This is a genomic window from Fibrella aestuarina BUZ 2, from assembly GCF_000331105.1.
Taxonomy (GTDB): Bacteria; Bacteroidota; Bacteroidia; order Cytophagales; family Spirosomataceae; genus Fibrella; species Fibrella aestuarina.
This window is the reverse complement of the sequence record NC_020054.1, coordinates 4,470,980-4,496,808: the sequence shown is the minus strand read 5'-3', so window position 1 is coordinate 4,496,808 and position 25,829 is coordinate 4,470,980. Positions and strand designations below refer to the sequence as shown.

Below are 25,829 nucleotides of genomic sequence, written 5' to 3'. Positions count from 1 at the left end.
ATGTTCCATGTTCGTAGCCTTATTGGCTTCATTCTCCTCCTGTTTGCTACCCTGCCATCGGCTCAGGCTCAACGCTGGAAACGCGATCCGGCCACCGGCCGGCTTCAGTATACCGAATTCAGCCGGCCCATATCGACGACCACCAACCTGCCCACCATGGCCGACGTGGAGGCCGTCGCCCTTTTGCAACTGCCCTACGTAGCTTCGCCCGCCGGGCTAACCGCCCTGACGGCCCCGATGGTGCAGTGCAATGGCTACCTCTGGAAGCAGCTGCCCGGCGTGAAAACCCCCGGTCAGACCGGCGTAGGCTACATCTATTCGGTCTCCCAGAACGGCTATTACTACGCCATGCAGGCTCCGGCCCTGACGCCGGCCATGTTCGGCGCCAAAGGTGACCGCACCACCGACGACGTGGACGCCCTGCGCCGGCTGGGTGTGGCCGGCACCATCCTGGGTAAACCGGTGCTAATTCCGGCCGACTACCGGGGCCGCATCACTGATCAGTGGACGCTGCCCGGCTCGCTGACGATGGTGATGGAGTCCGGCTCGGAAATCTGGCTCGACAATACCAGCCCCGCCAAACGACTTATCTACACGGGCTATAGCCTGAGCCTGACCGGATCGGGCCACCTGACGGGCTCCTGGAGTAAAACCGGCCAGTTTTCGGCCGCCGTCAAAAACAGCCAGATCAGCAGTCAGGACCTGGTGCGCGTCGAGGCGCCCAACGACCGGATGATCGATGTGGACATCCGGGGCATCAAGTTTCGGCGCGCCGGTGACTGGGCCATCGTCGTTACCCAGCAGAGCCGGCCCGGCAACCGCTTTCGCTCAATCAACATCGTGGGTAACGACATCCGGGAGTGTTACCACGGCATTCACCTCAACAACCTCGACAACCCCGAACACATGGTCGATGCGGTGGTGACCGATAACACCATCCGGCAGACGGCGATGGGCATTCCGGGCCTGAGCTTCAACCTCAGCGAAGGCACCGGCAACGGGCTGGTGGGCTGGGGCCAGCTGAAAAACCTGAAGCTGCTGAACAACACCGTCGACTCCTGCGGCCGCATGGGCGTGGAGCTGTTTCTGCCCGGCGACCATGTCCACCTCAAAGGCTGGTACAACTATGGCCTTCAGATCGTGGGCAACCGCATCAGCAACTGCGGCTATTTTGACCTGAGCCAGCAGGGCAACTATAACTACATCGCCCGCAACTCGCTGTCGAACTGGCATACCGATTACATCGAAATGCTGGGTAACGGCACCATCGTCGAAAAAAATATACTCGACGGGGTGGGCTTTTCGACGACCTCCAACGACCGGGGTGCTTACCCGGCCGATGACCGCAATAACCTGATCGTGCGCCAAAATTCGTTCAAGCAGCGCAGCTGGCAGATGCAGCTGATCGAGGCCACCTACAGCGAGGGTATCGTCATCGAGGAAAATACGCTGGATCTCATCGAGCGGCGGGCCAACGTGCTGGGCCTGCGCTCACCCATCCAGGTGCAGAACTGCCTCAATGCCGTGGTGCGCAACAACCGCATCAAGGCCAGCTACCCCTTTATGTATAACTTCTGGAATTTTGGGGGGAACGTTAATCTGACGGCGGACGGCGACCAGCTGGAGCTGACGGGCTACCCCAGTGATTCGCTGGCGGGTATTATTTCGCTCAACTATAACCGCAACTCGACCATCCGGAATTTTCGGGTGAAGACCGACGCGCCGTTCCGGATGCGCTTCAATGTCTTTGACGTGCTGCACTACCCGCTGGCCGGGCTCTACAGCTACGTCTGGACCGGTACGGCGTTCGTGACCACCCCGCTGGCGGCCGCCTCGGTGCAGACCACGCCGCCCGTCTCGCCGGCGACGAACGCCACCTACTGGCTGGGTGACACCCCCACCGGGGACTGGGCCGGTCAGAAATGGAAGCTGGCCAAATGGACTGGCAGCGCCTGGCTCTTCTCGCCCGTCACCGATATTTTCCCCTACGCCTCCGGGCCTACCAAAGAGCCGCTGTATTCCCGGTCTGGATTGCCGACCAGGGCCTCGACCGTGGGCACCACCTACCTGCTGATGGACGGGCCGGGCCTGGTTAATTTCCGCTTCGATAACAACGACTTCAGCGCGGGCGGGCGCATTACCGACAACAACAACCAGACGGGGTTTCAGCTCTTCAATACGCGGCTGTGGAACGTGGGGGTATTCAATACGAGCGAGCCGCTGAATACCAACAGCCTCCAGGTCGGCGACGTGCAGGTGCAGAAAACCATCGTGCCCCCCGCGCCGGATCTGTCGGGTTTGCTGTCGACCAGCCAGGCAGCGGCCACCTACACCACCCAGAGCCAGAATGATTCCCGGTATACAACCCAGACGCAGAACGACAGCCGGTATACGACCCAGGCGCAGAATGATGTTCGCTACCTGCGGCCGGGAATACCCACCACGGGATTCAGTCTGACCCCGACCGATGCGGCCGGCAACGGCACCATCAGCCAGAACGGGGCCAGGGTGTTTCACTCGTACGGCACCGATAATCTGTTCGTGGGTAACAGCGCCGGCAACTACGCGATGACGGGTGTTAAAAATGTGGGGTTCGGGCCGGTGGCCCTCAACAAGGTCAGTACCGGTAGTAACAACGCCTCGTTTCACATTGCGGGCGCCAATATCTCGACCGGATCGGGGAATGTGTCGATGGGCTACCTGGCCAACGGCGCCATTCAGTCCGGGAACGATAACATCAGCCTGGGCGTCCAGGCGGGTAACGGCCCTACGTCGGCTTCGGCCAATTCGGCCAACATCAACATTGGTACCTCGGCGGGGCTCAACAACGTCGGCAACTCCAACCAGTTCATCGGCTACTCGACGGGTCAGAACGCCACCTATAACCAAACCGTTGTCTTAGGCCATAATGCCGGCACCATGGCTGCCCCTGGTAAAACGGTGACGAATGCCATATTAATTGGCCAGCAAGCCGGACGTAACGCGGCGGGCACTACTTACTCCGGCGTCATAGCGCTGGGGTCTGATGTGCTCAACGGGGCGGGCAACCTGACCAACGTCTTCACCGTCAGCAGCGGCTACACCTGGCTGGTGGGGAGCTACACCCTCAACGGGACGGCAAAGATGCAGGTAACCGGCGGGCTGGGGGCCGACAACGTGCGCACCGACAAGCTCACGCTTACGCTGCTGTCGGGCGCTGGTCCGCCCACCACCACGCAGCTGCCTGGCTCAGGCGACCTGCTGCTGTGGAACAACACGTCCGATAACACCCTGAAGCTGTACGTCAACCAGGGGGGCACCATCAAAGGTATTTCGTTCAATTAATGATCCGCATCACCAATACCGCCGGGCTGGGGCTGTTGCTGGTAGCCGGCCAGAAACTGCTGACCGAAGTGGCAGCGGGCTGGCTGGCTGACGGCGACGCCCTGCCGCCCAGCGGCTATTCCTACCCCGTCAAATTTCCCATCAACGAGGGGAACCGCCGCTTTCTGGGGGCCGGGTTTCTGCCCAACGCCGCCCGGCCGACCCAGCAACTGCCCGTTACGCTCAACTACGGCCTGCTGCAACGCAGCTGCGTGCTGAGCTACCGCATCAGCGCCGGGATGGGGGAGGGCACCCTGCGCTTCAACGGGGGCGAGGTAATCCCCGATCTGAAACGGCTCACGCTTCAAGAGGTGCTCACCGAGCCGGTGGTGCTACCCCCGGCGGCGTCGGGTAACGTCTACGACCTGGCCGGCCGGATGTTGGCCGCTGCCCAGGCCCCGATCGGCACGCAGCCGCTGACGTTCTTCCCAATCCGCAACGAGCTGTTTTTTCCCGATAACGAGGTCGAGCGGCTGGGGCAGACCATCTACTACGGGCATCGGAAGGTCAACACCTGGAACGGTCGCTTTCTGACGGGGCCGGGCTATCCCGTCGTACCCTTCTTTTACCTGGGCTGGGTGCTGGAGCAGATCCTGGCCCACGTGGGCTACCGCGTGGCCGGCGACTGGCTCGATCTGGCTGAAACCCGCCGCCGGGTGATCGTCAACCAGACAAGCATCCGGGGCCGTAGTTTCTCGGCGGCCGGCTACCACATCGTGCCGGGCGACCATCTGCCGCCCATCAAGTGCAGCGAATTTCTTAAAGCGATCCGGGCGCAGTTCGGACTGCTGTTCGAGTACGATTCGACGACCCGTTATTGCACCATCAGCCGCTGCGTCGACGTGGCCGCAGCGCCCCAGCCCGTCGACCTGACGCCGTACGTGTCGGGCCCCTGGGGCATCGAAACGGGGAAAAACGAAGGGGTGCGGTTGCAGGCAGGCCGCAACAGCGCCGACGAGCTCTACCAGCAGCGCACGGCCGACGGGGGCATGCAGCCCATTGCCTCGGAAGAGGTGACGCTGCCGGGCCTCGACGGCCAGATTCCGGCCACGGCCGCCACGCTGCCGGTGGCCACCACCCAGCAGATCTGGGAAGACAGTCAGGACGGCCAGGCTAAATGGATCGTGCCCACCCTGCGCCAGCCGGGCAACGTGCTGGACGTGGCCTATAATGCCTCGGAGCGGTACCTGGATGCGAACGGCCGTCAGAAAAACCCCATGTCGCTCGTGCTGCTGACCTACTGGGGCATGCAGCCCGATTCGGGTGGGCGACTCTATCCGTTTGGCTCGCCGGGCGTGCGCAATGCCCGCTGGGAGTCGCTGGGCCGGGCGGGCGTGGGCCTGACGGGGCCTGGTGGTCAATGGCAGGACACGCTCAGGCTGTATTACTACTTCCGGGATCAGACCCGGCCGCTGACGGTGCGCCTGCGGCTGCCGGTTCCCCTTTTCGGTCAGCTGCGGCTGCACCAGCCCGCCCGGCTGAATCTGGACCGGCTGGGCATGGCCCGCTACCTGATCGAGAAGATCCAGGCCGAAGACACCGGCGAGGACGGCTACTGCCTGGCCCGTCTTCAGTTGCTGACGATTCCCCCGGCGCTGGAGCTGGCGCCCTTCGTGCAGCCGGCCGTGGTGTGGGTGCAGCTGACGAGCACCACCGACGTGGCCCCCGTGGTGGAAACGATCGGGGAGCGCCGCTCGACGCGCTGGGGCGGGACGCTGAGCCTGCGGGTGTGGGGCGACAAGGCCCGGACCCAGCCGCTGGCGGGCACCCCGGTCAGCGTGCAGGTGCGCGTGCGCAGCTGGAGTTTTATCACTCTGCCCAATGCCGGCGGTGGTCAGCTGCTAAGCTACAACGAATACCCCATGACGCTCACCAGTAGTGGCGATCGGGCGGTGATCTACACCGGCCTGGTGCGCACCATCAACGAGAGCACGACCAACGGGGCCGACAACCAGACCACCGTCTGGGAATACGCGCTCGATCCGGGTGACGACTACAACCTTTTCTAATGAACAGCTACCAGGATCTGGACATCAACGAGCGGATCAACTTCAAGGCGGCGCTGGCGGCCTGGTCCCGTTATGCCGTGGCCCACTTTGGGGAGTCGCTCGACAAAAACCTCTACGGGCTCAGGACGGCCCGAAAGAGCGGGGTTCAGCGGTCGGTACTGGGCGCGGGCTACCGCTTCGGGCGCGGCCGGCCGGCGCGCACCAATGCGCTCAAACAGCGCTGGTGGCAGGCTCCCGGTGCCAACAACGTGGTGCTGGAATTTCTGCTCTACGGCCGCTTCGTGGACATGGGTGTGGGCCGGGGTACGTCCCACACCGACCGGCTGGTGAGCCGCCAGCTGCGCGAAGGTCGGGCCGGCCGCACGGCCAAACGCTGGTACGCCAAACGCAAAGCCTACGAAGTAAAACGGCTGCGCGAGATTCTGGCCGATATGACCATCCGGGTGCCGCTCGATCTGGTCGAGAACGCCCTTACACTGACCCTTAACCGTAGCCTCTAATGGCCAATCAACAGGAACGCGCCGTCATTGATTTAGTGATCAATGGCGAGCAGGCGAAGGCCTCGTTAAAGCAAATCAAGGCCGAGGCCATCGACGCCCGCAAGGAGTTCAACCGGATGGCTGAGGCTGACGATCCGGCTGCCTACGCCAAAAAAGCCGAGCAGGTTAAATTGCTGGAGAGCGCAGCCAGGTCGATGGGCGACCGGCTGAAGGAGACAGCTTCGGGCTGGCAGACGTTCCTCAAGGAAGGAGGCACGATCCTGGCCGGCGTGGCCGGTGGCAACATCGCCACCTGGGGGCTGGAAACGTTGGTCGGGCTGATTCCGATGGCGATCGACAAGTCGGTGAAACTGCGGGATCAGTTCGCTGACATCGCCAAAACGACCGGTATGGCCGATAGCGAGATTCAGGCCCTGAACAAAGATCTGAAAGACATCAACACCCGTACGCCCACCAAAGAGTTGCGCGATATGGCGGCTGTGGGTGGTCAGTTTGGGGTGGCCAAGGAGCAGATCAGCGGGTTTGTGAAAGCTACCGACATTGCCAACGTAGCGCTGGGCGATCAGTTCGAGAACGCCGAGGCCGTGGCCACCGAAATGACGGGCCTGCGGAACGTGCTCGGCGATATCAAAACCGACGACGTGGGCACCGACATGCTCCACATTGCCAACACCATCAACGCCCTGGAGTCAGCCGGGGCGGCGACCGCGCCGGTACTGGCCGACATGACCAGCCGGATCGGGGGCGTGGCCGTGCCGCTGGGGCTGACCTCCGCCCAGGTGCTGGGCCTGTCGGCGACGCTTCAGGAACTGAACGTAACGTCGGAACGGGGCAGCACGGCCGTGGTCGACATCCTGAATGGGATGGCCAAAGCGCCCGACGCCTTCGCCAAATATGCCCGCGCGGCCGATGGCACTACGCTCAGCACGAAGGAGTTTGCGCACCTGGTGAACACCGACATGATGGGCGCGCTGAGGGCCGTCATTAAAGGATTTGGCGAAGGCGACGCCACCGCCACCGGCATGGCCCACAAGCTCGACGAGATGGGCATGAACGGCAACGGCGTGATGGAAGTGTTCATGAAGCTGGCCAGCAACACCGATATGCTCGACAAACGCATCGGGCTGGCCCAGGATACCATTCTGTCGACGGATTCGGTCATGGGCGAGTTCAACAAAAAGAACTATGACCTAGCCGTGAACCTCAAGAAGCTCAGCGAGTGGTTCGGTGGTTTGTTGTCAAAATCCGGACTGCCGGGGTTTGCCGAGTGGCTGGTCACCGCCGCCACCAAAGTGCTGGGCCTGACCAGTGCCTCAGAGTCGTCTATGAAGGCCTTCGAAAGCCAGCGGGATAGCATCAAATCACTTCAGAAAGATACCGAGCCGTTGCTGAAACGCCACGATGAGCTAAAAGCGAAAACCAAGCTGACCACCACCGAGCAGCAGGAACTCGATAAGATTATCAAGGCCGTGGCCGGCAGTATTCCCCAGGCCGTGACTCAGTTCGATGCAATGGGTAACGCGATGGCCATCAGCACCGAGAAAGCCCGCGAGTACGTCAAGCAGCAGAAAGAGGTGCTCAAATACACTAACCGCCAGGCGATCGCCGATACGGATGAGGAGCTGACCAATGCGCGCTCTGGTCTTCAGTTTCTAATTAACAAACGGAAAGCCGGCAAGGAGGTCGTCGTGTCGAAGGGCAACAGCGGGAGCGTGCAGGAGCGGGTGTACACGACGGCCGAATTGCAGCAGCTCGACGCTGATATTGCCGCCAAAAACAAGGCGATCGCCGATCTGGAAACGCGCCGCTCCGGGCTGAGCGGGGATTATCTGGAGGAAAAAGAATCGACGCGCCGGCGCAATGAACGGCGTCAGCGCGTGGATCTGCTACCCAGTGCCAAATCGGCCCCTACCGAGGACACCTATACCGAGTCGGATCATGAACGAAAGGAGCGCGAAAAACGGGAGAAGAAGAGCCAGCGCGAGGCCAGAACGGTACAGAAAGAGCAGGAGACCTACGAAAAACTAGTTGAGGATGCCCTGGAGCGTCAGGCGAAGGGCCGTGATAAAACCTTCGAGCGGGAGCAATTGCAGTTTGGCGAACACTATGCGAAGCTGCTGAAGATGGCGGGTTCCAATAAGGAACGCCAGGCCGAGGTGCAGCAGTTGATGAGCGACGAGCTGACCCAGATCCAGCAGCGCGAAATCGATCGGAAAGAAAAGCTGGAGGAACAGAAGGCCGAGAAGGAACGAATCAAACAGGAAAAGCAACTGCGGGAACAGCGGGAATCCGACAAACGCAGCTATGACCTGGTGATGGGTGGTGTTGATCAGGAACACGAGGGGCGTCAGGGCAAACTGGGCCTGACCCCAGACGGTAAGATCAACGCCGCGCAGGATCTGCGCCTGCTGGAGCTTCAGGAGGAAGAAACGTACCTGAACGCCAAACTGCTGGTGCAACAGGCCTATTCGCAGGAGTCGGCCGACACCGAAGCGGCCCTAACGGAGAACCATAACCGGCAGGTTTGGCTGCGGGCCCAGGCCGAAAAGGATGCAAGCGACGCCATGCGCGAGGCGCAGTGGGCCGTGAACGAAGCCCGCCGGGAGGCTATGTCGCAGGGCCTGAGTGTGCTTCAATCGTTTCTGGGCCAGCACACCGTCGCCTATAAAGCGATGGTGGTGGCCATGAAAGCCTTCGCTATTGCGGAGATCATCGTCAACACCCAGCGGGAAATTTCCCAGATGTGGACCAACCGACCGCCGTATTACTGGCTGCTACCCGATCAGGGCGCCAGCATCCTGACGGCTCAGACGGTGGCCGCCAAGGTGCGCGCCGGCGTGGGCATCGGCACTATTGCCGCCCAGGGTGTGCAGGAGCTGGCCGCGCCGGGTACGGCCCTGGCTAAAAAAGATGATGGGGGCTTTACCGGCATTGCCGATCTGTACGGTGATCCGTCGGGTTTTTACAGCCAGCCCACGCGGGTCAACGCCGGCCGCCGCAGCTATATCGTCGGCGAGCGCCGGCGGGAGTTTATCATGGGTGGGGCCATGCTGGAAAATCCGGTGTTTGCCAACCTGGCGCTCGCGCTCGATGCCGTGCAGCGACGTGGCGATTATGCGCCCTTCGGTCAGATCATGGGCGAGCAGGCCCGCGCGGCGACGAGCGCACCGGCTGGCCCGGACTACGGCCCCCAGCTGCTGGCGATGAACGGACAGCTGAATCAGCTGCGGGCTGACATGACGGGCCTGGCTAACCGGCCCGTCATGCTGAACTACCGGCTGCTGGAGGAATACGAAGATCAACTCGGCCAGGTGCGTACTGAAACCAGTCTGTAGGTTGCATAACGTTTCGGTTAAGGCCTTACTTTTGCACTGCTAAGTTCATTTTTTACAAGGAGGTGGGCACCGTCGCCAGTAGGCGGTGCTGCACCCCCGTATCTGTGCTGTAATGGCTCAGTTAGTCACCTCCTTGTAGATGAACTTAGCAGCGGGAAAGGCAGCGCCGCCTGTTGGCTGTCGGTTGCTACTATGGTCGAATGGACTGATCAGGAGGTTTATAACCAATTAGCTACTCGTTCAATCGAGCAGGACGGAAAACGTATATTACATCTGACTGATATTGAAGCAGTGGTTTTTGACTCCCGTTTTCCAGAGCATCTATTGCCTTGGGCTAACAGGCTGATGGAGATATGTCGAATAACTAGTTCTAGGTAGACCATTATATTGTAATAACTCATTGATTAAATGAACTACAATAAACAAAAAGAATTAATTAATTCTTTGAAGGATATTTCCATATATGGGATTTATGAAGAGACAGCACATAAAAGGCAGAGTTGTCGTACTTTTGGTTTTGGTGAAACTGCTATAAATTTCTTGGGTGATAATAATATTAAAAAATTTGAGAATATTCGAAGGGAACTCCTTAATTTTAAATACTTACATAGAGATATAACGATAGAGTCTTTCGAGAAAAGATTAATGAGTTTACTGAGTGAATTGTGGGTAGAAGGGAGATTCTGTAGTGATCATGATGTTGATGAGCTGTACAGCTATTTTCTAGATTTGAAGCGACAGGACTATGAGATTTTAGTGCCATTATATGGAGTAGAATGTGATCATGATGTATATGAGCTAGGGCAATTCAAGGTTTATAAAAAGTCATATATTGAAAATGAAAAGGCTAAAAATGATGATCCAAGAAGATCCCAATTTCATCTGAATTCTATCGATTCAGATTATATGGTTGGCTTGCAAGTCAAAGCCCGTTCCCAAGAAAAGGCTGTAGAAACTGCATTTGAATATTTTGGTGTCTTCGAGAATGTTTTAAAATACTGTGTTGGGGATATCAAACAACAACGCTGTCCGGGAATCTTTAGTTATAGAGGTAGCAAAAACATAAATAGTCTTTCAATCACTAGTGATGGATTGGGATTCAGTGGCCGTACATTGGATATATCTTTACCTGTGAATCTGAACGATAAGTTATGTAAAAATATAGAATTTGGTACATATTATCTTTGGGATCTTATAACAGATCATAATAAAGGGGAATTAAAACAAAGAATTCTCCGTGCCGTTGAATGGACAGGGAAAGCAAACTATGAAAAAAATAATTTGGAAGCTATCGTAAAATATGTATTTGCAATTGAAGGTTTGTTGCAATTGAATAGTAAAGACTTTATAACTTCATCAATAGTAAGTCAGATAAGTGAGTGGTTAGCGTTTATAATGTCAGAGGAATTAGAAGCTAGAAAAGATATAGTGAAATATTTCAAAGATATTTACAGGAAGCGATCTGCTGTTGCACATGGAGGAAGTGTTGAAGTTACTAAAGGGGACCTGCATATTGCGAATTATCTTATAAAGATAACAATTCATATACTTCTCACGGATAAAGATTTTGTGGATATGAATACCGTTGAAGACCTTAGGAAATATATAGATGATGTAAAGTTTAAATAATATAATGTTGATTTTGAAAAATCCCCCGTTAAAATAACGGGGGGGGAGCACTATTTTATTAGTTCGCAGAGGCTGACATGAAAGTTACCGTACTGCCTACTCTGCACGTGCAGGTATTTCCAGTCAACGCCTGCAATTTCATCTTCCAGGGCATTACCCTGGCCGGCCTTCAGGCGGAAACGGCCACCAATGGCCCCTTCGAAAACCTCCAGTTGCTCGCGTTCGGTCAGCTCTTTCTGGCTCCGATCCTCCAGGCGCAGCGAGCGGTGATCAATCTGGCCATAGTGGGCAATGTACTGGCTGCTGGTGAGGCCTAACATTTTCAATAACTTCTCCATTGGCCAGCCCATTTCATTCAGATAGAAATCCGTAAACGATCGACGGCCGTACTTGGTGCAGATCTTCGGCTTATCGATCTTGGCGCAGGCCACGATCATTTTCAGCAGCTTATTCGACTGGGCATTGCCGGGCCTGGGGAGGGCCTCCAGGCTGCCATATATGTCGATAATGCGCTGGGCCAGCGGCGAGAGCGGAATGATTGCCTCCTTTTTGGTTTTCTTCCGGAGCACCACAATGTATTTGCCCTCCGGGTACGTGCGCAGATCACTGCTCGACAGTTTGGCGTAATCGGAATAGTGCATACCGACCGCGCACATCATCATCAGCATATCGCGCACTTTCTCTAACCGGCCCGAGTAGGCCAAACTCAGCGATCGGGGAAAGGTCAGTTTCTCCAGGCGTTCAATTTCCTCCGTGCTGAGGTATTCCGGGCGTTCTGGCTTTTCGCGGCTGTAGCGGAAGTCGCCTAATTTGTTGGCCCCGATATGCTCGTGCAACACGGCCCAGTCGAGCACCTCGTGCAGCAGATCGATGTGCTTGGCAATGTAGTTGTGTTTATAACTACCCTGCATATCATTAACCCACTCAATGACGTGGCCTTTTTTTAGCTCGGCACCGAGCAGATGCTGCCGGCCGTGAGCCTTCAGCCAGTTGGTCAGGTGGCTCAGCCTGTTCTTTTTGCCGTTAAACGTTTCCTGGCTGATCTGTTTGTCGCCGTCGCCGACGCGCCCCTGCTCTGAATCCAGAAACATCTGCACGATCTGCGTCAGGGAGTACTGAACTGACCGCTTACCGGCATAGACCTCTTTGATCAGCTCGGCCGACACCTGCATATTGTGGGTATCGTAGTAGTTAAAGATGTTCATCAGCTTGCCCCGGATACGCTCCAGCCTGGTGTTGTCGATCTGGGCTCGTTCGGATCGGCCTTTGAGCTGCTGAAGCCGGGCGTTCCAGTCGGATCGGCTTAAACCGACACCGGTAGCGAAGGGGGTAGCTCGTTTGCCGGCCACGGTGATCCGGCATTGAATAGTGCCACGGGTGGGGTGGCTACTGGAAGGGCGGAAAAGAAACCGCACATTCATGTGTTTTTTAACATGGTTATTGAGATTGAGATAAGCGAAACGCTTACATCGCACCCAGTTGCCTAACGTAACTTTATGGTAACTTGAATGTGATTGTATGGGCCCATGAAGTAACTATGATGTGACTTCTGGGTAACACAGACGTGGCCTGATGGAAACGGCGTGGCCTGGGGCGTGGCCTAAAGTTTGACAGCCATTCGGGGCTGCAAACCGGCTTTTGGGGGGCGCTACGACGGACGGGAGCAAAAAAAAGTCCGTTGATGTGCGTCAACGGACTGAAATCAAACTCGGGTTGTGATCCGGCTGGGATTCGAACCCAGGACCCATACATTAAAAGTGTATTGCTCTACCAGCTGAGCTACCAGATCGGTTTCCCCAGTTAGCCGCACCGGGCGGTGCGTTTTGGGACTGCAAAAGTCGTAATTCAGATTGACTAACGCAATACCTGGGTCAAACTTTTTTTAATGCCTGCGTCAGCATAACGGCCTCTACAGCCTCCCGGACGTCATGAACCCGCAAAATCGACGCCCCATGCAGCAACGCTACAGTGTTCAGCACGGTGGTGCCGTTGAGGGCCTGGTCGGCGGTGGTGTGCAGTGTTTTCCAGATGGTTGTCTTGCGCGAGAGCCCTACAAGCAGGGGTTCGTCGAAGGTCGTTACGAGCGCGTCGAGTTCGTTCAGAAGCTGAAAGTTGTGGGCGGGTGTTTTAGCAAACCCAAAGCCCGGATCAAGGATAATATCGGCAACGGGCCCGAAGGACCGCAGCCGGGCGAGTTGCGTGGCGAGTTCGTCGATCACCTCTACAGGTACGTTCGTGTACTGCGCCTGTGCCTGCATGGTTTGGGGCGTTCCGCGCAGGTGCATCAGCACGTAGGGTACGCCCAGTTCGGCCACCGTCGCGAACATGGCCGGGTCGAGGGTGCCGCCGGCCACGTCGTTGATCAGCGCCGCGCCCTGCTCCACGGCCTGCCGCGCCACATCGGCCCGGAAGGTATCTACCGAGATGAGCGCGTCGGGGAAACTGTCGAGGATGCCTTCGATCACGGGAAGCACCCGGTCGGCTTCTTCGGCGGGGCTGATATCGGCGGCACCGGGGCGGGTCGAGTAGCCCCCTACGTCGAGAAACGTGGCGCCTTCGTCGAGCATGCGGGCGGCGGTTTCCACCTCCTGACCCACTGAATACCGGCTGCCTGCGTAGAACGAATCGGGTGTGATGTTGAGGATGCCCATCACCTTAGGTTCGGTCAGATCAACCAATCGGCCCCGGCAGTTCAGCGTTTTCTTCTTAATTTTAAGCATTGATTTGGTAACGCAAAGGCGCAAAGACGACGCAACGATCACAACGTCTTTTTTCGCTGCGTCCCTTGCGTTGCCCTTCGCGCCTTTGCGTTAGAGATAGATGTCCACTACAGAAACCCAATATCGGCAGGTTGTTCAACGCTGCAAAGACCTGTTCCTGAAAAAGAACCACGATTACGGCACGTCATGGCGCATTTTGCGGCTGCCGAGCATCACCGATCAGATTTTCATCAAGGCACAGCGCATCCGAACCCTACAGGAAAAAGGCGTCAGCAAGGTAGGAGAGGGCATCGAACCTGAGTTTGTCGGCATCATCAACTACTGCGTGATGGCGTTGATTCAGCTCGAACTCGCCAGCCCCACGACGTCCGGCGATGACAAACCCGCCAGCCTCGACCTGCCGATTGATGACCTGGAACGCCGCTACGACGAGCAGATGAACCGGGTGATGCATTTGCTGTTTGCCAAAAACCACGACTACGGCGAAGCCTGGCGCGACATGCGGGTGAGCTCGATGACCGACATCATTCTGATGAAACTGCTTCGTACCAAACAAATCGAAGATCATGGTGGCAATACGCTGGTGTCGGAAGGCGTTGAGGCCAATTATATGGACATGATCAATTACGCTGTCTTCTGCCTGATCAAGATGCAGGAATAATGGACAATGCACGATGTACCATGAACTAAGTAGGAGGCACATTTAGTCTGCACCGGGCCATTGTACCGCCGTGGCTAGCCGCTTTTCAGACCGCATTGTGCACTATTCATTGTGCATCGTACATTATCCATCGTTCATTGTCCATTATTCATCGTGCATTCTAAAACTTATGAACACGCCTTCTTCCACTCAACAGCCGCCCGTTAAATCCGGTACGCCCACGATGCTGCTCATCGCCCGGATTGCCCGGGTGCTGGTCGGGCTCATTTTCATCGCGTCGGGGCTGATCAAAATGAACGACCCCGTGGGGACGCAGATCAAAATGACCGAATACTTCGAGGTGTTCGCGCAGGATCTGCCCTCGTTTGCGCCGCTCTTCCACGGCCTCATTCCCTACATGCTCTATTTCTCGGTGCTGATGTGCGCCGCCGAGGTCGTGCTGGGCGTAGCGCTGCTGGTGTCGTACCGGCCCAAGCTCACCACCTGGCTGCTGCTGCTACTGGTTGGATTCTTCACGTTCCTGACCTTTTATTCGGCCTATTTCAACAAGGTGACCGACTGCGGCTGTTTCGGCGAGGCACTGAAGCTCAAACCCTGGACCTCGTTTACCAAAGACGTGGTGCTGATGGTGCTGATCCTGTTTATCATTGGCCACCGCAACCGCATGAAAAACCGCCCGACGGGCTGGCTGGTGTTTACGGCCTTCGCGCTGTCGGTGGGGCTGGGTGTGTATGCCGTGCGCTACCTCCCGCCCTGGGATATGCTGCCCTACGCCGTTGGGAAGAGCATTCCGGCGCAACTGAAGCCATCGGAACCGCTGCGATTTGCCTACATCATGACCAAGAATGGCAAGGAAGAGCGCTTCGAGAAGTACCCCACCGACACGACCTACAAGTTCAAGGAGATGATCACCCTGAACGAGTCGGCGAAGCCCAAAATCACGGATTATCGCCTCTGGAACGATGCTGAAGGGGACTTTACCGAACAGAGCTTTCAGGGCAACAAGCTGTTTGTGATTGTGAAAGATGCCAACGTGATCGACGCGGGCAGTATCCCGGCGATCCGGGCGCTGGTAAACGAACTGAAGGGTACGACGGTGACGCCGATTCTGCTGACCTCAACCGGCGACGAGACCATCAACGCCTTCAAACAGAAGTTTTTGCTCGACCTGCCGGTGTACAAAGGCGACGCCACGGTGCTGAAAACCATTATGCGGGCCGATCCGGGTACGTGGTTGCTCAAAGATGGGGTCGTTAAAGGCAAATGGGCCCACACGCAAACGCCCACGAAGGAAGACGTGCTGGAACTGGTGAAATAACCAAAGAGTGAAAGAGCTGACGCCAGATACGATTCGCGCGTCAGCTCTTTCACAGCAGCGGCGGACCGCTCTTTGACTCGTTCGCTCTTTCACTCTTTACATGAAGAATATTTACCTGATCGGGATGCCGTCGTCGGGCAAGAGTACGCTGGGGAAGCGACTGGCCCGCGAATTGATGTATTTTTTTGTGGATACCGACCGGATGATCATCCGGGAAGAAGGCCGGACGATCCCTGAGATTTTCAGCCAGTCGGGGGAAGTGTATTTCCGGGAGGCCGAGGCGCGGGTGCTGCGGTCGATCCGGCCGGGCGGTAGTCAGGTAATTGCCACGGGGGGCGGGATGCCCTGCTTTCACGACAACATGGCCTACATCAAAGCGACGGGCGTATCGATTTTTCTGGATGTCTCGCCCGAAGCCATTCTGGCCCGGATGCAGGTACACGCCCAGGAATACCCCGCCGATGCCACCGACCGGCCACTGTACAATCCCTACGACGATGAATTGCTGGGTACGTTACGCCAGAAATACGACGACCGTATCGACATCTACCGGCAGGCCGACATCACCATCACCGGCGACGCCACCGTGCAAGCCGTCCTCGACCGGCTGGGCGATTGGCTTTGAAAGGACGGCCAACGTTCAAGGTCCAATGTTCAATAAAAGCCGACGAGGCTACCACCTTGAACATTGGACCTTGAACGTTGGCCGTCAAATTAACGTCACTTCACCGCGATCAGCGCCTGCTCGACCACGTGGCGGATGGAACTGAAGGAGCTGGCAAGGGCGATTTGCGCCTGCTTCGGCTCCATAAACACGACTTTCTCGATATTTTCTTCGGCCTGCGGGGCCAGGTTGGTCGCGTCGACGAGGTTCATCCGGTACCATTTCGTCCGTTTCAGGATACGGTTCCCGTTGAGTGTGTAGGTGTGATACGTCGTGCAGATTTTATCGCCGAGCGATACCACCGCGCCGGTTTCTTCTTCCACTTCGCGCACGGCCCCGTCTTTCGACGATTCGCCGTCGTCGAGTTTGCCTTTGGGTAAATCCCAGACGCCCCGCCGGAAAATCAGCAGCAGCCGTCCACCCGACATCACCACGCCACCACCGGCTTTGACCACCTTGTAGAGACTTTTGATCCGCGTTTCGACGGCGTCCTTATCCAGGCATTGCATCGTTACCGACAGCAACGGACGGCTATCGGCTTCTTCGAGCAGCCCGATAAGGCGCTCGGCCGAGGCGGGCGTAGCGTTCAGAATGAGCAGGTGACCGTGCAGTGCATCGGCCTTCAGCGTCTCGAGGCGCGCGTCGATAATGCGGTCGTAGTCGGTAAGCGACGCCAGTTTATCAACGGCTTTGGGGCCAATTAACCGCAGCGGGCGGTCGTCGATGAATACAATCATGGAGTTGGGGGAAGGCACGGGGCCCGGAGAAACCGCGCAAAAATAGCATTCAATGGCCCTTTTCTGCCCCGATAGTTCTGCTATTTTTGCGACAGGACTATTTGTCTATTACGTGGAGATACTTATCATCCTGGTACTGACGATTCTGAACGGCATCTTTTCGATGTCGGAGATTGCGTTGGTATCATCGCGCCGTTCCAAACTCGAAACAGCAGCAAAAAACGGCGATAGTCGGGCGCAAACCGCTCTCGATCTGGCCAATGCCCCCAACCGATTCCTGTCGACCGTGCAGATTGGCATTACGCTGATCGGCATCTTACTCGGTATTTTTTCGGGCGATAAACTCACGACCGACGTGCAGGAGCTCATCGCGCAGATCAGCTTTCTGCAACCCTATTCGCGGTCGGTGGCCGTAGTGGTGGTGTTGCTCCTGCTGACCTACGTGTCGCTGGTACTGGGCGAGCTGGTGCCCAAACGCATCGGCCTGTCGAACCCCGAAGGCATTGCCAAGACCATGGCCGCCCCCATGATTCTGCTTTCCAAAGTGACGTCGCCGTTTATCAGCCTGCTCAGCGTATCGAGCGATCTGCTGATTAAGTTGCTGGGTATCAAGCCCAACGAAAGCGCCGTTACGGAAGAGGAAATCAAAAGCCTGGTGCAGGAAGGCAGCACCGCGGGCGCCATCGAAGAGATCGAACACGAGATTGTGCAGAACGTATTTCAGCTGGGCGATCGCAAGATTACCTCGCTGATGACCAACCGGCAGAGCATCGTGTACCTGGATCTGGAAGCCGACGTAGCCGAAAACAAGGCGCAGATTCTGGAATATAAGCACGCCGTTTATCCGCTGGTCAACGGCAGCGTGGATGAAGTAGTGGGCCTCATTCACTCGAAAGATTTGCTCGGGAAGGACCTTGATACCGAACTGACGAAGCTCATCGACCTGAAACGCGACGCCCTGTTTGTCCCCGAAAATAACCGGGCCTATCAGGTGCTCGAGCGCTTTCGCGAACGGCGGCAGTACGCTGGCATCATCGTCGACGAGTACGGCGGTGTGCTGGGCATCGTTACGCTCAACGACATTCTCGACGCACTCGTGGGCGATATTTCCGACGAGAGTGAGTTCAATTACGACATTCATCAGCGCGACGACGGCACGTACCTGATCGACGCCGCGCTGCCCTTCGACGATTTTGTGTCGTATTTCGACATCACGTTGTCGGCGCAGGCCCGGCGGGATCTGACCGATTTCGACACGCTGGGCGGTTTTGCGCTGCACATCCTGAAAGATATTCCCAAAGAAGGCGAGACCTTCCGCTGGCAGGCGTTCGACTTTGAAATTATCGACATGGACAAAAACCGCATCGACAAAATGCTGGTCCGCCCCATTCAGGAAGAGTAAATCGCTGTTTTCCACGGCACGTCGTAACTTAAGCCCTATGGAACGAATCAACGCCATTTGGTTGCTGCTGGGCCTGGCAGGTCTGCTTAGCGCTTCGCCGAGTGTGGCCCAGCCGAGTGCGGCCCAGCCGGGTATGGCCCAAACCCAACCGGTGCCGGCCGACTCGGTGAAAAAAGCCGATCTGTTTGCCGCCGACGCGCCGCTGTCGTTTACGCTCGCCGCGCAGATGAAAGTGGTTGTGGATGACCGAACTATGCCCAAAGCGGATAGCCTGGCTACCCGGCACCCGGCGACCCTCTCCTGGCAGGATGCCAGTGGCGAGTTGCAGCCTCTGCCGGTTGCGCTGATGGTACGCGGCAATTTCCGGCGCAACCAGACCAACTGCGCGTTTCCGCCGCTCTACATCGACTTTCCGAAGAAAAAAGCGAAAAGCACGCCCTTTGCGGGGCAGAACAAGCTCAAGCTCGTTACGCACTGTCAGGGCGATGAATACGTAGTCCGCGAGTACCTGGTTTACAAAGTGTATAACCTCGTGACGCCCTACAGCTACCGCGCCCGGATGGCCCGCGTGACCTACGTCGACTCCCTGCAAAAACGCCCGACCGAAATCCGCTGGGGCTTCCTGATCGAAGACGAAGACAACGTGGCCAAACGCAACGGCATGCGTGAAACGAAGACGACCGTGCAGACGAGCGAAATCGATTCGTTGAATATGGCCACGATGGCGGTCTTCGAATTCATGATCGGTAACATCGACTGGTCGGTACCCTATCGGCACAACGTCAGGCTAATGGCGGCGCGGGGCGACGAGGCCCCCAAGATCATCCCTTACGACTTTGACCACTCGGTGATCGTGGATGCGCCTTACGCGTCGCTACCCGACGACGAGGGACGTACCTACCGGGGGGCGTTGTATCCGGGCTGGCTGATGAAGCGCGTGTTTGCCCGCTACAACGAACTGAAACCCGCGATCTACGGCCTGTATGAGTCGGACAAGCGCCTGACGCGCTCGTATGTGAAGCAGGCGACCCGGCATCTGGACAAGTTCTACGCCCTGATCAACAACCCGGCGCAGGTGAAGGCCTATTTTTTCAACGGCGATGTGGGTGGAAAGCTGTTTGCGAGTTTCAACTAAAGTCGTGTTTGCCTTACCCCGCCGTTTATGACCCGCCTGCTCGCCCTTCTGTTTGTTGTGTTGCTGCCGGCCGAGTTGCTGGCGCAGAAAGTGAAGCCGCTTTTCACCGACGATGCGCCGCTGTCACTGACGCTCACGGCCCGCATGGTGGCCATCAACCGGGATCGGGTGAAGCCCAAGGCCGACTCGCTGGCTACTAAACACCCCGCCCGGCTCACCTACAACAGTCCCACCGAGGTGCAGACCATGCCCGTGACGATCTCGGTGCGGGGTAATTTCCGACGCGACGGGGCCAATTGCAAGTTTCCGCCCCTGTACCTGAACGTACCCAAGAAGGCGACGAAAAACACGCTTTTCGCGGGGCAGAACAAGCTCAAGCTCGTCACGCACTGCCAGCTCGACGAATACGTGGTGCGGGAATACCTCGTTTACCGGATGTATAACCTGCTGACCAACCTGAGTTTCCGCGCGCGGCTGGCGCAGGTTACCTACGTCGATTCGGCGCAGAAACGAGCGCCGGAAACCCACTGGGGTATTCTGCTGGAAGACGCCGACGACCTGGCCAAACGCAACCACGCCCGAACCACGAAGATTAAAACAAAAGCCCAGTTTGCCGATACGATGGCGATGGCGACGGTGTCGGTGTTTGAGTATATGATTGGCAATACCGACTGGTCGGTGCCGTTTCAGCACAACATTCGCACGCTGATCGATTCCACGAAGCCCCGGCCGCTGGTAGCTCCTTATGATTTCGACCACGCGGGCATCGTAAATGCCCGCTACGCCCGCCCCGCCGAACAGCTGAACATCGAATCGGTGCGCGACCGGGTGTATCGGGGGCCTGCGTTCACCCTGCCCGCCCTGAATCGAGTGCTCGACCGGTTTGTTGCCCTGAAGCCGCAGTTCTACGCGCTTTTCCAAAACAACCCGAATCTGGATCCGGCCTATATCCGCGACACGCTTCGCTACCTCGATGAGTTTTACGAAACCATCACCAATCCCAAATACGTGCAGCGGGTATTTGCGCCCAACGAAAGCGCCAGTGTGCAGATCAAAGGGTTGAAGTAGGAGAAATGGGATTCGTTGTCATTTGGCTTCGCCGTCATTGATGGTCATTCGCTGCGCTGTCATTCGTTGTCATTGATGGTCATTCGTTGTCATTCATGGCCATTGGTAGTCATTTATTGTTTTTCACAACGAATGACCATCAATGACAACGAATGACGGCGAAGCCAAATGACAACGAACTATCTATTCCCCATTAGCAGCACAATGACGCTGCTGATGACCACGATGGAGAAGCCAATCATGAAGAAGGTGTAGGCCACCGTGAGCAGCCGGTATTTCTTGTGTAATACCTTGCCCTGCGCATAAATGTTATTACTCAGGCTCTCGTACAGGCGCTTCTCGTCGCTGGTGAGGTCACGCACGGCCTCGCGGTATTCCTGGACAGTCAGTTGCGTATAATCGCCGAAGAAAAGCAGGTCGAGCGGGCGGTCGCCCACGTTGCGGGTTGCGGGCGGGGCATAGTTTGGCTTGGTCGCAAACAGTGAAATAACCACCGTGACGAGGCTCACCACGAGCAGCATGATTTCGGGAATGACCAGGTTCTCCATGCCACCCACCGGCTTGAAAAACGACGACATGATGATCGACACCAGAATGGTGTTGATCGAAATCATCAGGTTGGCTTTCTGGTCGGCCATCTCGCTCAGCCGCAGGTGGTTGGCGAGCGTCGTGCGGTACATGGTCTCGATACCCCGACTGGCTTTTTTCTTCTTTTTCTTCTCCTTGTCCTTTTTCTCCTTTTTCCCGGCGATTTCGTCGGGCAGCGGCGCGGGAGTCAGGTCGCTGATCGGCAATGAGGTTTCAACTGGATTCATCGGTAGAGGGGTCTCGCGGGGCATTTTGTCAAAGATAACAGCCAGCCCCGCGAGTTGCACACCAATGTCGGTTAAGCGGATGTGAAGTTCGCTGAAGGGTACATTTCGCGGGTTGGCGTCAGGGTGATCACCACAAACTTCGAGGTGGGCGTGTTGCTCACGTCGGCCACGCTGCCCACCGGTACCAGCGGGTTTACCTCGGGGTAATAAGCCGCCGCATTGCCCTTCGGAATGGCGTAGGGAATCGCCACAAACTTGGCCAGATGACGCTGCTGCCCCTCAAAATGACTCGTGATGTTGACCAGTTCCTGCTCGGCGATGCCCAGCGTCTTCATGTCGTCCGGGTTCAGAAAAATCACCCGCCGTTCATTATACACGCCACGGTAGCGGTCGTTATAATCGTAGATGGTGGTGTTGAACTGATCGTGACTGCGGATGCTCATCAGCACCAGTTGGCCGGGCTCAAGCCGGTGCGGCTCCAGCTGGGTTACCGAAAAATTGGCCTTACCCGTTTCGGTCGTGAACTTACGCTCGCGGGGGCCGTTGGGCAGGTAGAACCCGCCTGGTTGGCGAATCTTTCTGTTAAACTCCTCGAAACCGGGAATCACGCGGGCCACGCTGTCGCGGATGGTGTCGTAATTCTCGGTGAACCCCACCCAGTCGGCGGTGCTGCGGCTGCCCAGCGTGGCGATGGCAACGCCCGAAATGATGGCTACTTCGCTGAGCATCTGGCCATCCAGCGGTTCCAGCACGCCTTTGTTCTGGCTGACAACGCCCATCGAGTTTTCGCAGGACGTAAACTGCTGCCCTGATGTTTGCCGGTCGATGTCGACGTGGGTCAGGCAGGGCAGAATAAGCGAGGTGCGCCCCGTGGTGAGGTGGCCCCGGTTCAGCTTTGTGCTCACAAACACCGTCAGGCTCTGTTTGCGCATCGCCTCGGCCACAAACTCCGTGTCGGGTCCTGCCGCCAGCAGGTTGCCGCCGAGGCTGAAGAACACCTTCGTTTTGCCTTCGTGCATCGCCTTGATCGAATCGACGGTGTCGAGGCCGTGTTCGCGGGGCGGCTCAAAGTTGAATTCTTTTTTCAGGCTGTCGAGAAAGGCCGCTTCGGGCCGTTCCCAGATACCCATCGTGCGGTCGCCCTGCACGTTAGAATGGCCACGCACCGGACACGTACCCGCGCCGGGAATGCCGATTGCCCCTTTCATCAGGTGCAGGTTCACGATTTCCTGAATGCACATCACCCCGTTTTTGTGCTGCGTGATGCCCATTGCCCAGCAGGTGACGTATTTTTTCTTCGGCCCGATGAGGTCGGCGGCTTCTTTCAACTGCGCTTTGGTGAGCCCGCTGATCGCCTCGATGTCCGCCCAACTTGTTTGCCGGATGGTTGTCACGAAGTCGTCGTAATGGTCGGTGTATTCCTCAATGAACGCATGGTCGATCACCGACCCCGGCGCGGCCGCATCGGCCTCGAGTAGGTGTTTCATAATGCCCCGCAGTGCCGCCAGATCACCGTTGATACGTACCTGTAAATACAGATCGGCGATGGGCGTGCCCCGGCCCAGCAACGTACCCACGGCCTTGATCGGGTTCATGAAATCCTGCGGGTTCTTGAAGTGGCTCAGGCCGGTTTCGTGCAGGGGATTCAGCGCGATGATCTTAGCCCCTTTCTTCTTGGCGATTTGCAGGGCCGTCAGCATCCGGGGGTGGTTGGTGCCGGGGTTCTGGCCCATAATCAGGATCACCTCAGCCTCGTGAATGTCGTCGAGCGTCACCGACCCTTTGCCCAGCCCCAGCGTCGGGCTGAGGGCCGAACCCGAGCTTTCGTGGCACATGTTGGAACAGTCGGGCAGGTTGTTGGTACCAAACTGCCGCACAAACAACTGGAACAGGTAGGCGGGCTCGTTGGGCACTTTTCCCGAGGTGTAAAACACCGCTTCGTCGGGCGAGGGGAGTGCGTTCAACTCGCTGGCGACCAGCTGAAAAGCTTCGGTCCACTCAATCTGGCGGTAGTGCGTATCGCCGGGTCGCCGCACCAGCGGGTGCGTAAGCCGCCCCGAGTTGTTCAGGTCGCGGTCGGTCATGTTCGACAGGTCGACGAGGCTGTGTTTGGCGAAAAAATCGGGGTCGGCGCGGCGGGTATCAGCATCGGAGGCCGTAGCCTTAGCCCCGTTTTCGCAAAATTCGGCTACCGACCGGTGCCCGTCGGGGTCGGGCCAGGCGCAGGACGAGCAGTCGAAGCCGTCTTTCTGATTTAGGTTCAGCAGCGCTTTGGTGCCCCGGCCAACGCCGTCCCAGCCCCAGCTATACTGGGCCGATTTGAGCACGGCCGTCAGGCCAGCGGCTACCTGATAGGGCTCGCCGAGTTTCAGGCCGGTGAAGGTGAGGGGCGGTTGGGCCAGAATGGCCTCGTTGGCTTGTGACATGGTGGTAGTGGGGGCTGAAAAAACGCGTTTGTCCGCGTCGGTTCGGCCGTGCGGATCGTAGTTATTGTCGGGCGAAGGCTGTCCCGCCTGGGGGGGCGCCTCGTTGGGCTGCTGATCGGGTGTCTGGCCGGGTACGTTGCCAGAAGTATTAGGGCTGTTGGATGCGTCATTCATAGAAAAGGGGGGCGGCGCTAGGCCGACGTTGAGTAACTGAGTGTTGATGCCGCCGTTTCGGGCAGGGTAAGTCGGCCGGGATGGGTGTAGCTGTTGAACGACCCGTTGCGCACGAAGCCCAGCAGCGTCATGCCCACCTCGTCGGCCATCTGCACGGCCAGACTCGACGGGGCTCCCACCGCCGCCACCAGCGGGATACCGGCCATGAGCGCTTTCTGCACCAGTTCGAAACTAATGCGACCGCTGAGCAAGAGTACCGAATCATGCAGGGGAAGCAGGCCCTGTTGCAGGGACGCGCCGATCACTTTGTCGAGCGCGTTGTGCCGCCCCACGTCTTCGCGCAGCAGGCGCAACATACCGGATCGGTCGAACAGCGCCGCCGCGTGGAGCCCGCCCGTGTGGTCGAAGACAGCCTGCGCGGCCCGCAACTGATCGGGCAATTGATGGATCAGGTCGGCGGCTACAAATGGCTGAACCGCGGGCAGCAGGGGGCAGCCCGTATTTCGCACGGCGTCGATGGATGCTTTGCCGCAAACGCCGCAACTGGAAGTGGTGTAAAAATTTCGGGCCAACGTACCCAGCTCGACCGGTACGTCGGGTTGAAGCTCCACCCGGACGATGTTGCCGAGGACTTGCTGCCGACCCAGATCGGTGCAATGACGCAGGCTGTGCACCTGTTCCCGTGTTTGAATAAGGCCTTCGGTCAGCAGAAAGCCCAGTGCCAGTTCGAAATCGTGGCCCGGCGTGCGCATCGTGACCGAGAGGCTACGCTGCTGCCGGTTGGTCACGTCGCCAAAGCCCAGCCGGATTTCCATGGGCTCTTCCACGGCCAGCAAATCGGGTTGGGGCTCGCCTACGGCGGAAGCCTTTATTTTCTGTATGGTTACGGGGGCGACGCGGTTCATCGGATCGAGCGAAAGGCTAGTAGCAAGATAACTACGAATCGACCCATTATGTCTAACCTAAAAGCCAGTCTCCCCACAAGGAACCCGCAATCGGCTGATCGCTGGCTCCTTGTGGGGAGACTGGCTTTTAGGTTAATGGCGGACTAGCGGCGACCGGGGCGGGCCTGTACAAATGTGCCGTCGGCGGCAAACGACAGTTCGATCAGCTTGCCGGTGCTCGTCTGGATAAATACCTTGTACGCGCCCGACGTGCTCTTGGCGGCTAGCTTCACGCTCGATCCGGCGTAGTTGGTCGTGATGTAGCTCGTCACATTGGCGGGCAGTGTGCTGGCAGCGACAATGCTGTAATCCATCTTGATTTTGCGGACAACCTCCTGGTTGAACGAGCCATCCAGGTTAAACAGCAACGCTTTCTTCACGTCGTTCTGCGTGATCATCACCACGTACCCACGGTTGGCATCTTTGGCGGCTACGTTGATCGTGGCCCCGGCATAATTGGCCGTGATGTAGGTGGTAATAGCGGCGGGCAGATCGGTGATGGCCACCTGCGTGATGCTGTCACGACTATGACCCGGCCCTTTGGGACCACCCGGACCGCCGCCCCGGTGCGTAAACTCTTTGTTGAACGACCCATCGGCATTGAAGAGCAGACTCTTGCGCGTGCCATTTTGCGTAATACCCACCAGGAAGTTTCCGGTATCGTCTTTCGCCGCGTAGTCGACAGTGGCCCCGGCGTAGGTAGCCGCAATGTAGCTCGTTACGGCGGCGGGTAAGTCGGTCGTGGCAATCTTGGTCAGCTTGCTTTTACAGAAGAAGCCGGTGGTGTCGGCACCCGCGCGGGCGGCCGATAGCGAATCATCGGGCGTGACGTTCTGCGAGGGGTTACATCCCCACACAAACAGGCCAACGAGGGCAATCAAACTGGCAAGGCTAATCGTTTTCATGGTTTTCATCATACGTTTTGCCTT

The 25,829-nt window shown here is 57.6% G+C and carries 18 protein-coding genes and 1 tRNA gene; 11 read left to right on the top strand and 8 right to left on the bottom strand.

All coding sequences use genetic code 11. The features are described from left to right. The 5 genes from FAES_RS30565 (at position 1) to FAES_RS18330 (ending at position 10,836) form a co-directional block, all read left to right on the top strand. On the top strand, positions 1–3,324 hold the full coding sequence (locus FAES_RS30565) for a DUF2793 domain-containing protein (RefSeq protein ID WP_015332730.1): 3,324 nt from the start codon (positions 1–3) through the stop codon (positions 3,322–3,324). Then, positions 3,324–5,372: a hypothetical protein gene (locus FAES_RS18345; RefSeq protein ID WP_015332729.1), complete on the top strand. Its 2,049-nt coding sequence runs from the start codon at positions 3,324–3,326 to the stop codon at positions 5,370–5,372. Before FAES_RS30565 ends, FAES_RS18345 begins: the two co-directional genes overlap by 1 nt. Further along, positions 5,372–5,872, top strand: a complete 501-nt coding sequence (locus tag FAES_RS18340; RefSeq protein ID WP_015332728.1) for a hypothetical protein — start codon at positions 5,372–5,374, stop codon at positions 5,870–5,872. Before FAES_RS18345 ends, FAES_RS18340 begins: the two co-directional genes overlap by 1 nt. Beyond that, positions 5,872–9,207 carry a phage tail tape measure protein gene (locus FAES_RS18335; protein ID WP_015332727.1) on the top strand — a complete coding sequence of 1,112 codons (3,336 nt, stop codon included), beginning with the start codon at positions 5,872–5,874 and terminating at the stop codon, positions 9,205–9,207. The genes FAES_RS18340 and FAES_RS18335 overlap by 1 nt, the downstream gene beginning before the upstream one ends. A gap of 408 nt (positions 9,208–9,615) precedes the next feature. Then, complete coding sequence (locus FAES_RS18330; protein WP_015332726.1) at positions 9,616–10,836, top strand: HEPN domain-containing protein; 1,221 nt, start codon at positions 9,616–9,618, stop codon at positions 10,834–10,836. A 50-nt stretch (positions 10,837–10,886) separates the two neighbouring features. Here the strand turns inward: FAES_RS18330 and FAES_RS18325 are convergent, their stop codons facing one another. From FAES_RS18325 to folP, 3 genes are all read right to left on the bottom strand, one after another. After that, positions 10,887–12,257 carry a tyrosine type site-specific recombinase gene (locus FAES_RS18325; protein ID WP_015332725.1) on the bottom strand — a complete coding sequence of 457 codons (1,371 nt, stop codon included), beginning with the start codon at positions 12,255–12,257 and terminating at the stop codon, positions 10,887–10,889. 295 nt (positions 12,258–12,552) lie between these two features. Then, a tRNA-Lys gene (locus FAES_RS18320) sits at positions 12,553–12,625 on the bottom strand. 82 nt (positions 12,626–12,707) lie between these two features. Beyond that, on the bottom strand, positions 12,708–13,556 hold the full coding sequence (folP, locus tag FAES_RS18315) for a dihydropteroate synthase (protein ID WP_015332724.1): 849 nt from the start codon (positions 13,554–13,556) through the stop codon (positions 12,708–12,710). Positions 13,557–13,656: 100 nt separating this feature from the next. Between folP and FAES_RS18310 the strand changes: the two genes are divergently transcribed. The 3 genes from FAES_RS18310 to FAES_RS18300 all read left to right on the top strand — a co-directional run bounded on the left by FAES_RS18310 (position 13,657) and on the right by FAES_RS18300 (position 16,160). Beyond that, positions 13,657–14,217 carry a DUF1599 domain-containing protein gene (locus tag FAES_RS18310; protein WP_015332723.1) on the top strand — a complete coding sequence of 187 codons (561 nt, stop codon included), beginning with the start codon at positions 13,657–13,659 and terminating at the stop codon, positions 14,215–14,217. Positions 14,218–14,386: 169 nt separating this feature from the next. Continuing rightward, positions 14,387–15,535 (top strand): BT_3928 family protein, encoded by a 1,149-nt coding sequence (locus tag FAES_RS18305; RefSeq protein WP_015332722.1) that lies wholly within the window; start codon positions 14,387–14,389, stop codon positions 15,533–15,535. Between the two features lie 100 nt (positions 15,536–15,635). Then, complete coding sequence (locus FAES_RS18300; protein WP_015332721.1) at positions 15,636–16,160, top strand: shikimate kinase; 525 nt, start codon at positions 15,636–15,638, stop codon at positions 16,158–16,160. A gap of 95 nt (positions 16,161–16,255) precedes the next feature. Here the strand turns inward: FAES_RS18300 and FAES_RS18295 are convergent, their stop codons facing one another. Beyond that, positions 16,256–16,936, bottom strand: a complete 681-nt coding sequence (locus FAES_RS18295) for an NUDIX hydrolase (protein WP_015332720.1) — start codon at positions 16,934–16,936, stop codon at positions 16,256–16,258. A gap of 112 nt (positions 16,937–17,048) precedes the next feature. Here FAES_RS18295 and FAES_RS18290 point away from each other — a divergent pair, with 112 nt between their 5' ends. From FAES_RS18290 to FAES_RS18280, 3 genes are read left to right on the top strand one after another with little or no spacing between them, the layout of a single operon-like run. Continuing rightward, positions 17,049–18,338 (top strand): hemolysin family protein, encoded by a 1,290-nt coding sequence (locus FAES_RS18290; RefSeq protein ID WP_229364500.1) that lies wholly within the window; start codon positions 17,049–17,051, stop codon positions 18,336–18,338. 37 nt (positions 18,339–18,375) lie between these two features. Then, positions 18,376–19,473, top strand: a complete 1,098-nt coding sequence (locus FAES_RS18285; RefSeq protein WP_015332718.1) for a hypothetical protein — start codon at positions 18,376–18,378, stop codon at positions 19,471–19,473. A gap of 27 nt (positions 19,474–19,500) precedes the next feature. Further along, positions 19,501–20,541 (top strand): hypothetical protein, encoded by a 1,041-nt coding sequence (locus tag FAES_RS18280; protein ID WP_015332717.1) that lies wholly within the window; start codon positions 19,501–19,503, stop codon positions 20,539–20,541. A gap of 179 nt (positions 20,542–20,720) precedes the next feature. Here FAES_RS18280 and FAES_RS18275 read toward each other — a convergent pair whose 3' ends face one another. The 4 genes from FAES_RS18275 to FAES_RS18260 all read right to left on the bottom strand — a co-directional run bounded on the left by FAES_RS18275 (position 20,721) and on the right by FAES_RS18260 (position 25,805). Continuing rightward, complete coding sequence (locus FAES_RS18275) at positions 20,721–21,356, bottom strand: Pycsar system effector family protein (protein WP_148289396.1); 636 nt, start codon at positions 21,354–21,356, stop codon at positions 20,721–20,723. Positions 21,357–21,427: 71 nt separating this feature from the next. Further along, positions 21,428–23,956: an FdhF/YdeP family oxidoreductase gene (locus FAES_RS18270; RefSeq protein WP_015332715.1), complete on the bottom strand. Its 2,529-nt coding sequence runs from the start codon at positions 23,954–23,956 to the stop codon at positions 21,428–21,430. Positions 23,957–23,973: 17 nt separating this feature from the next. Then, positions 23,974–24,861, bottom strand: a complete 888-nt coding sequence (fdhD, locus tag FAES_RS18265) for a formate dehydrogenase accessory sulfurtransferase FdhD (protein ID WP_015332714.1) — start codon at positions 24,859–24,861, stop codon at positions 23,974–23,976. Between the two features lie 143 nt (positions 24,862–25,004). Next, a complete protein-coding gene (locus FAES_RS18260; protein WP_148289395.1) occupies positions 25,005–25,805 on the bottom strand; it encodes a PepSY-like domain-containing protein in 801 nt (266 codons plus the stop codon). Positions 25,806–25,829: the final 24 nt, after the last annotated feature.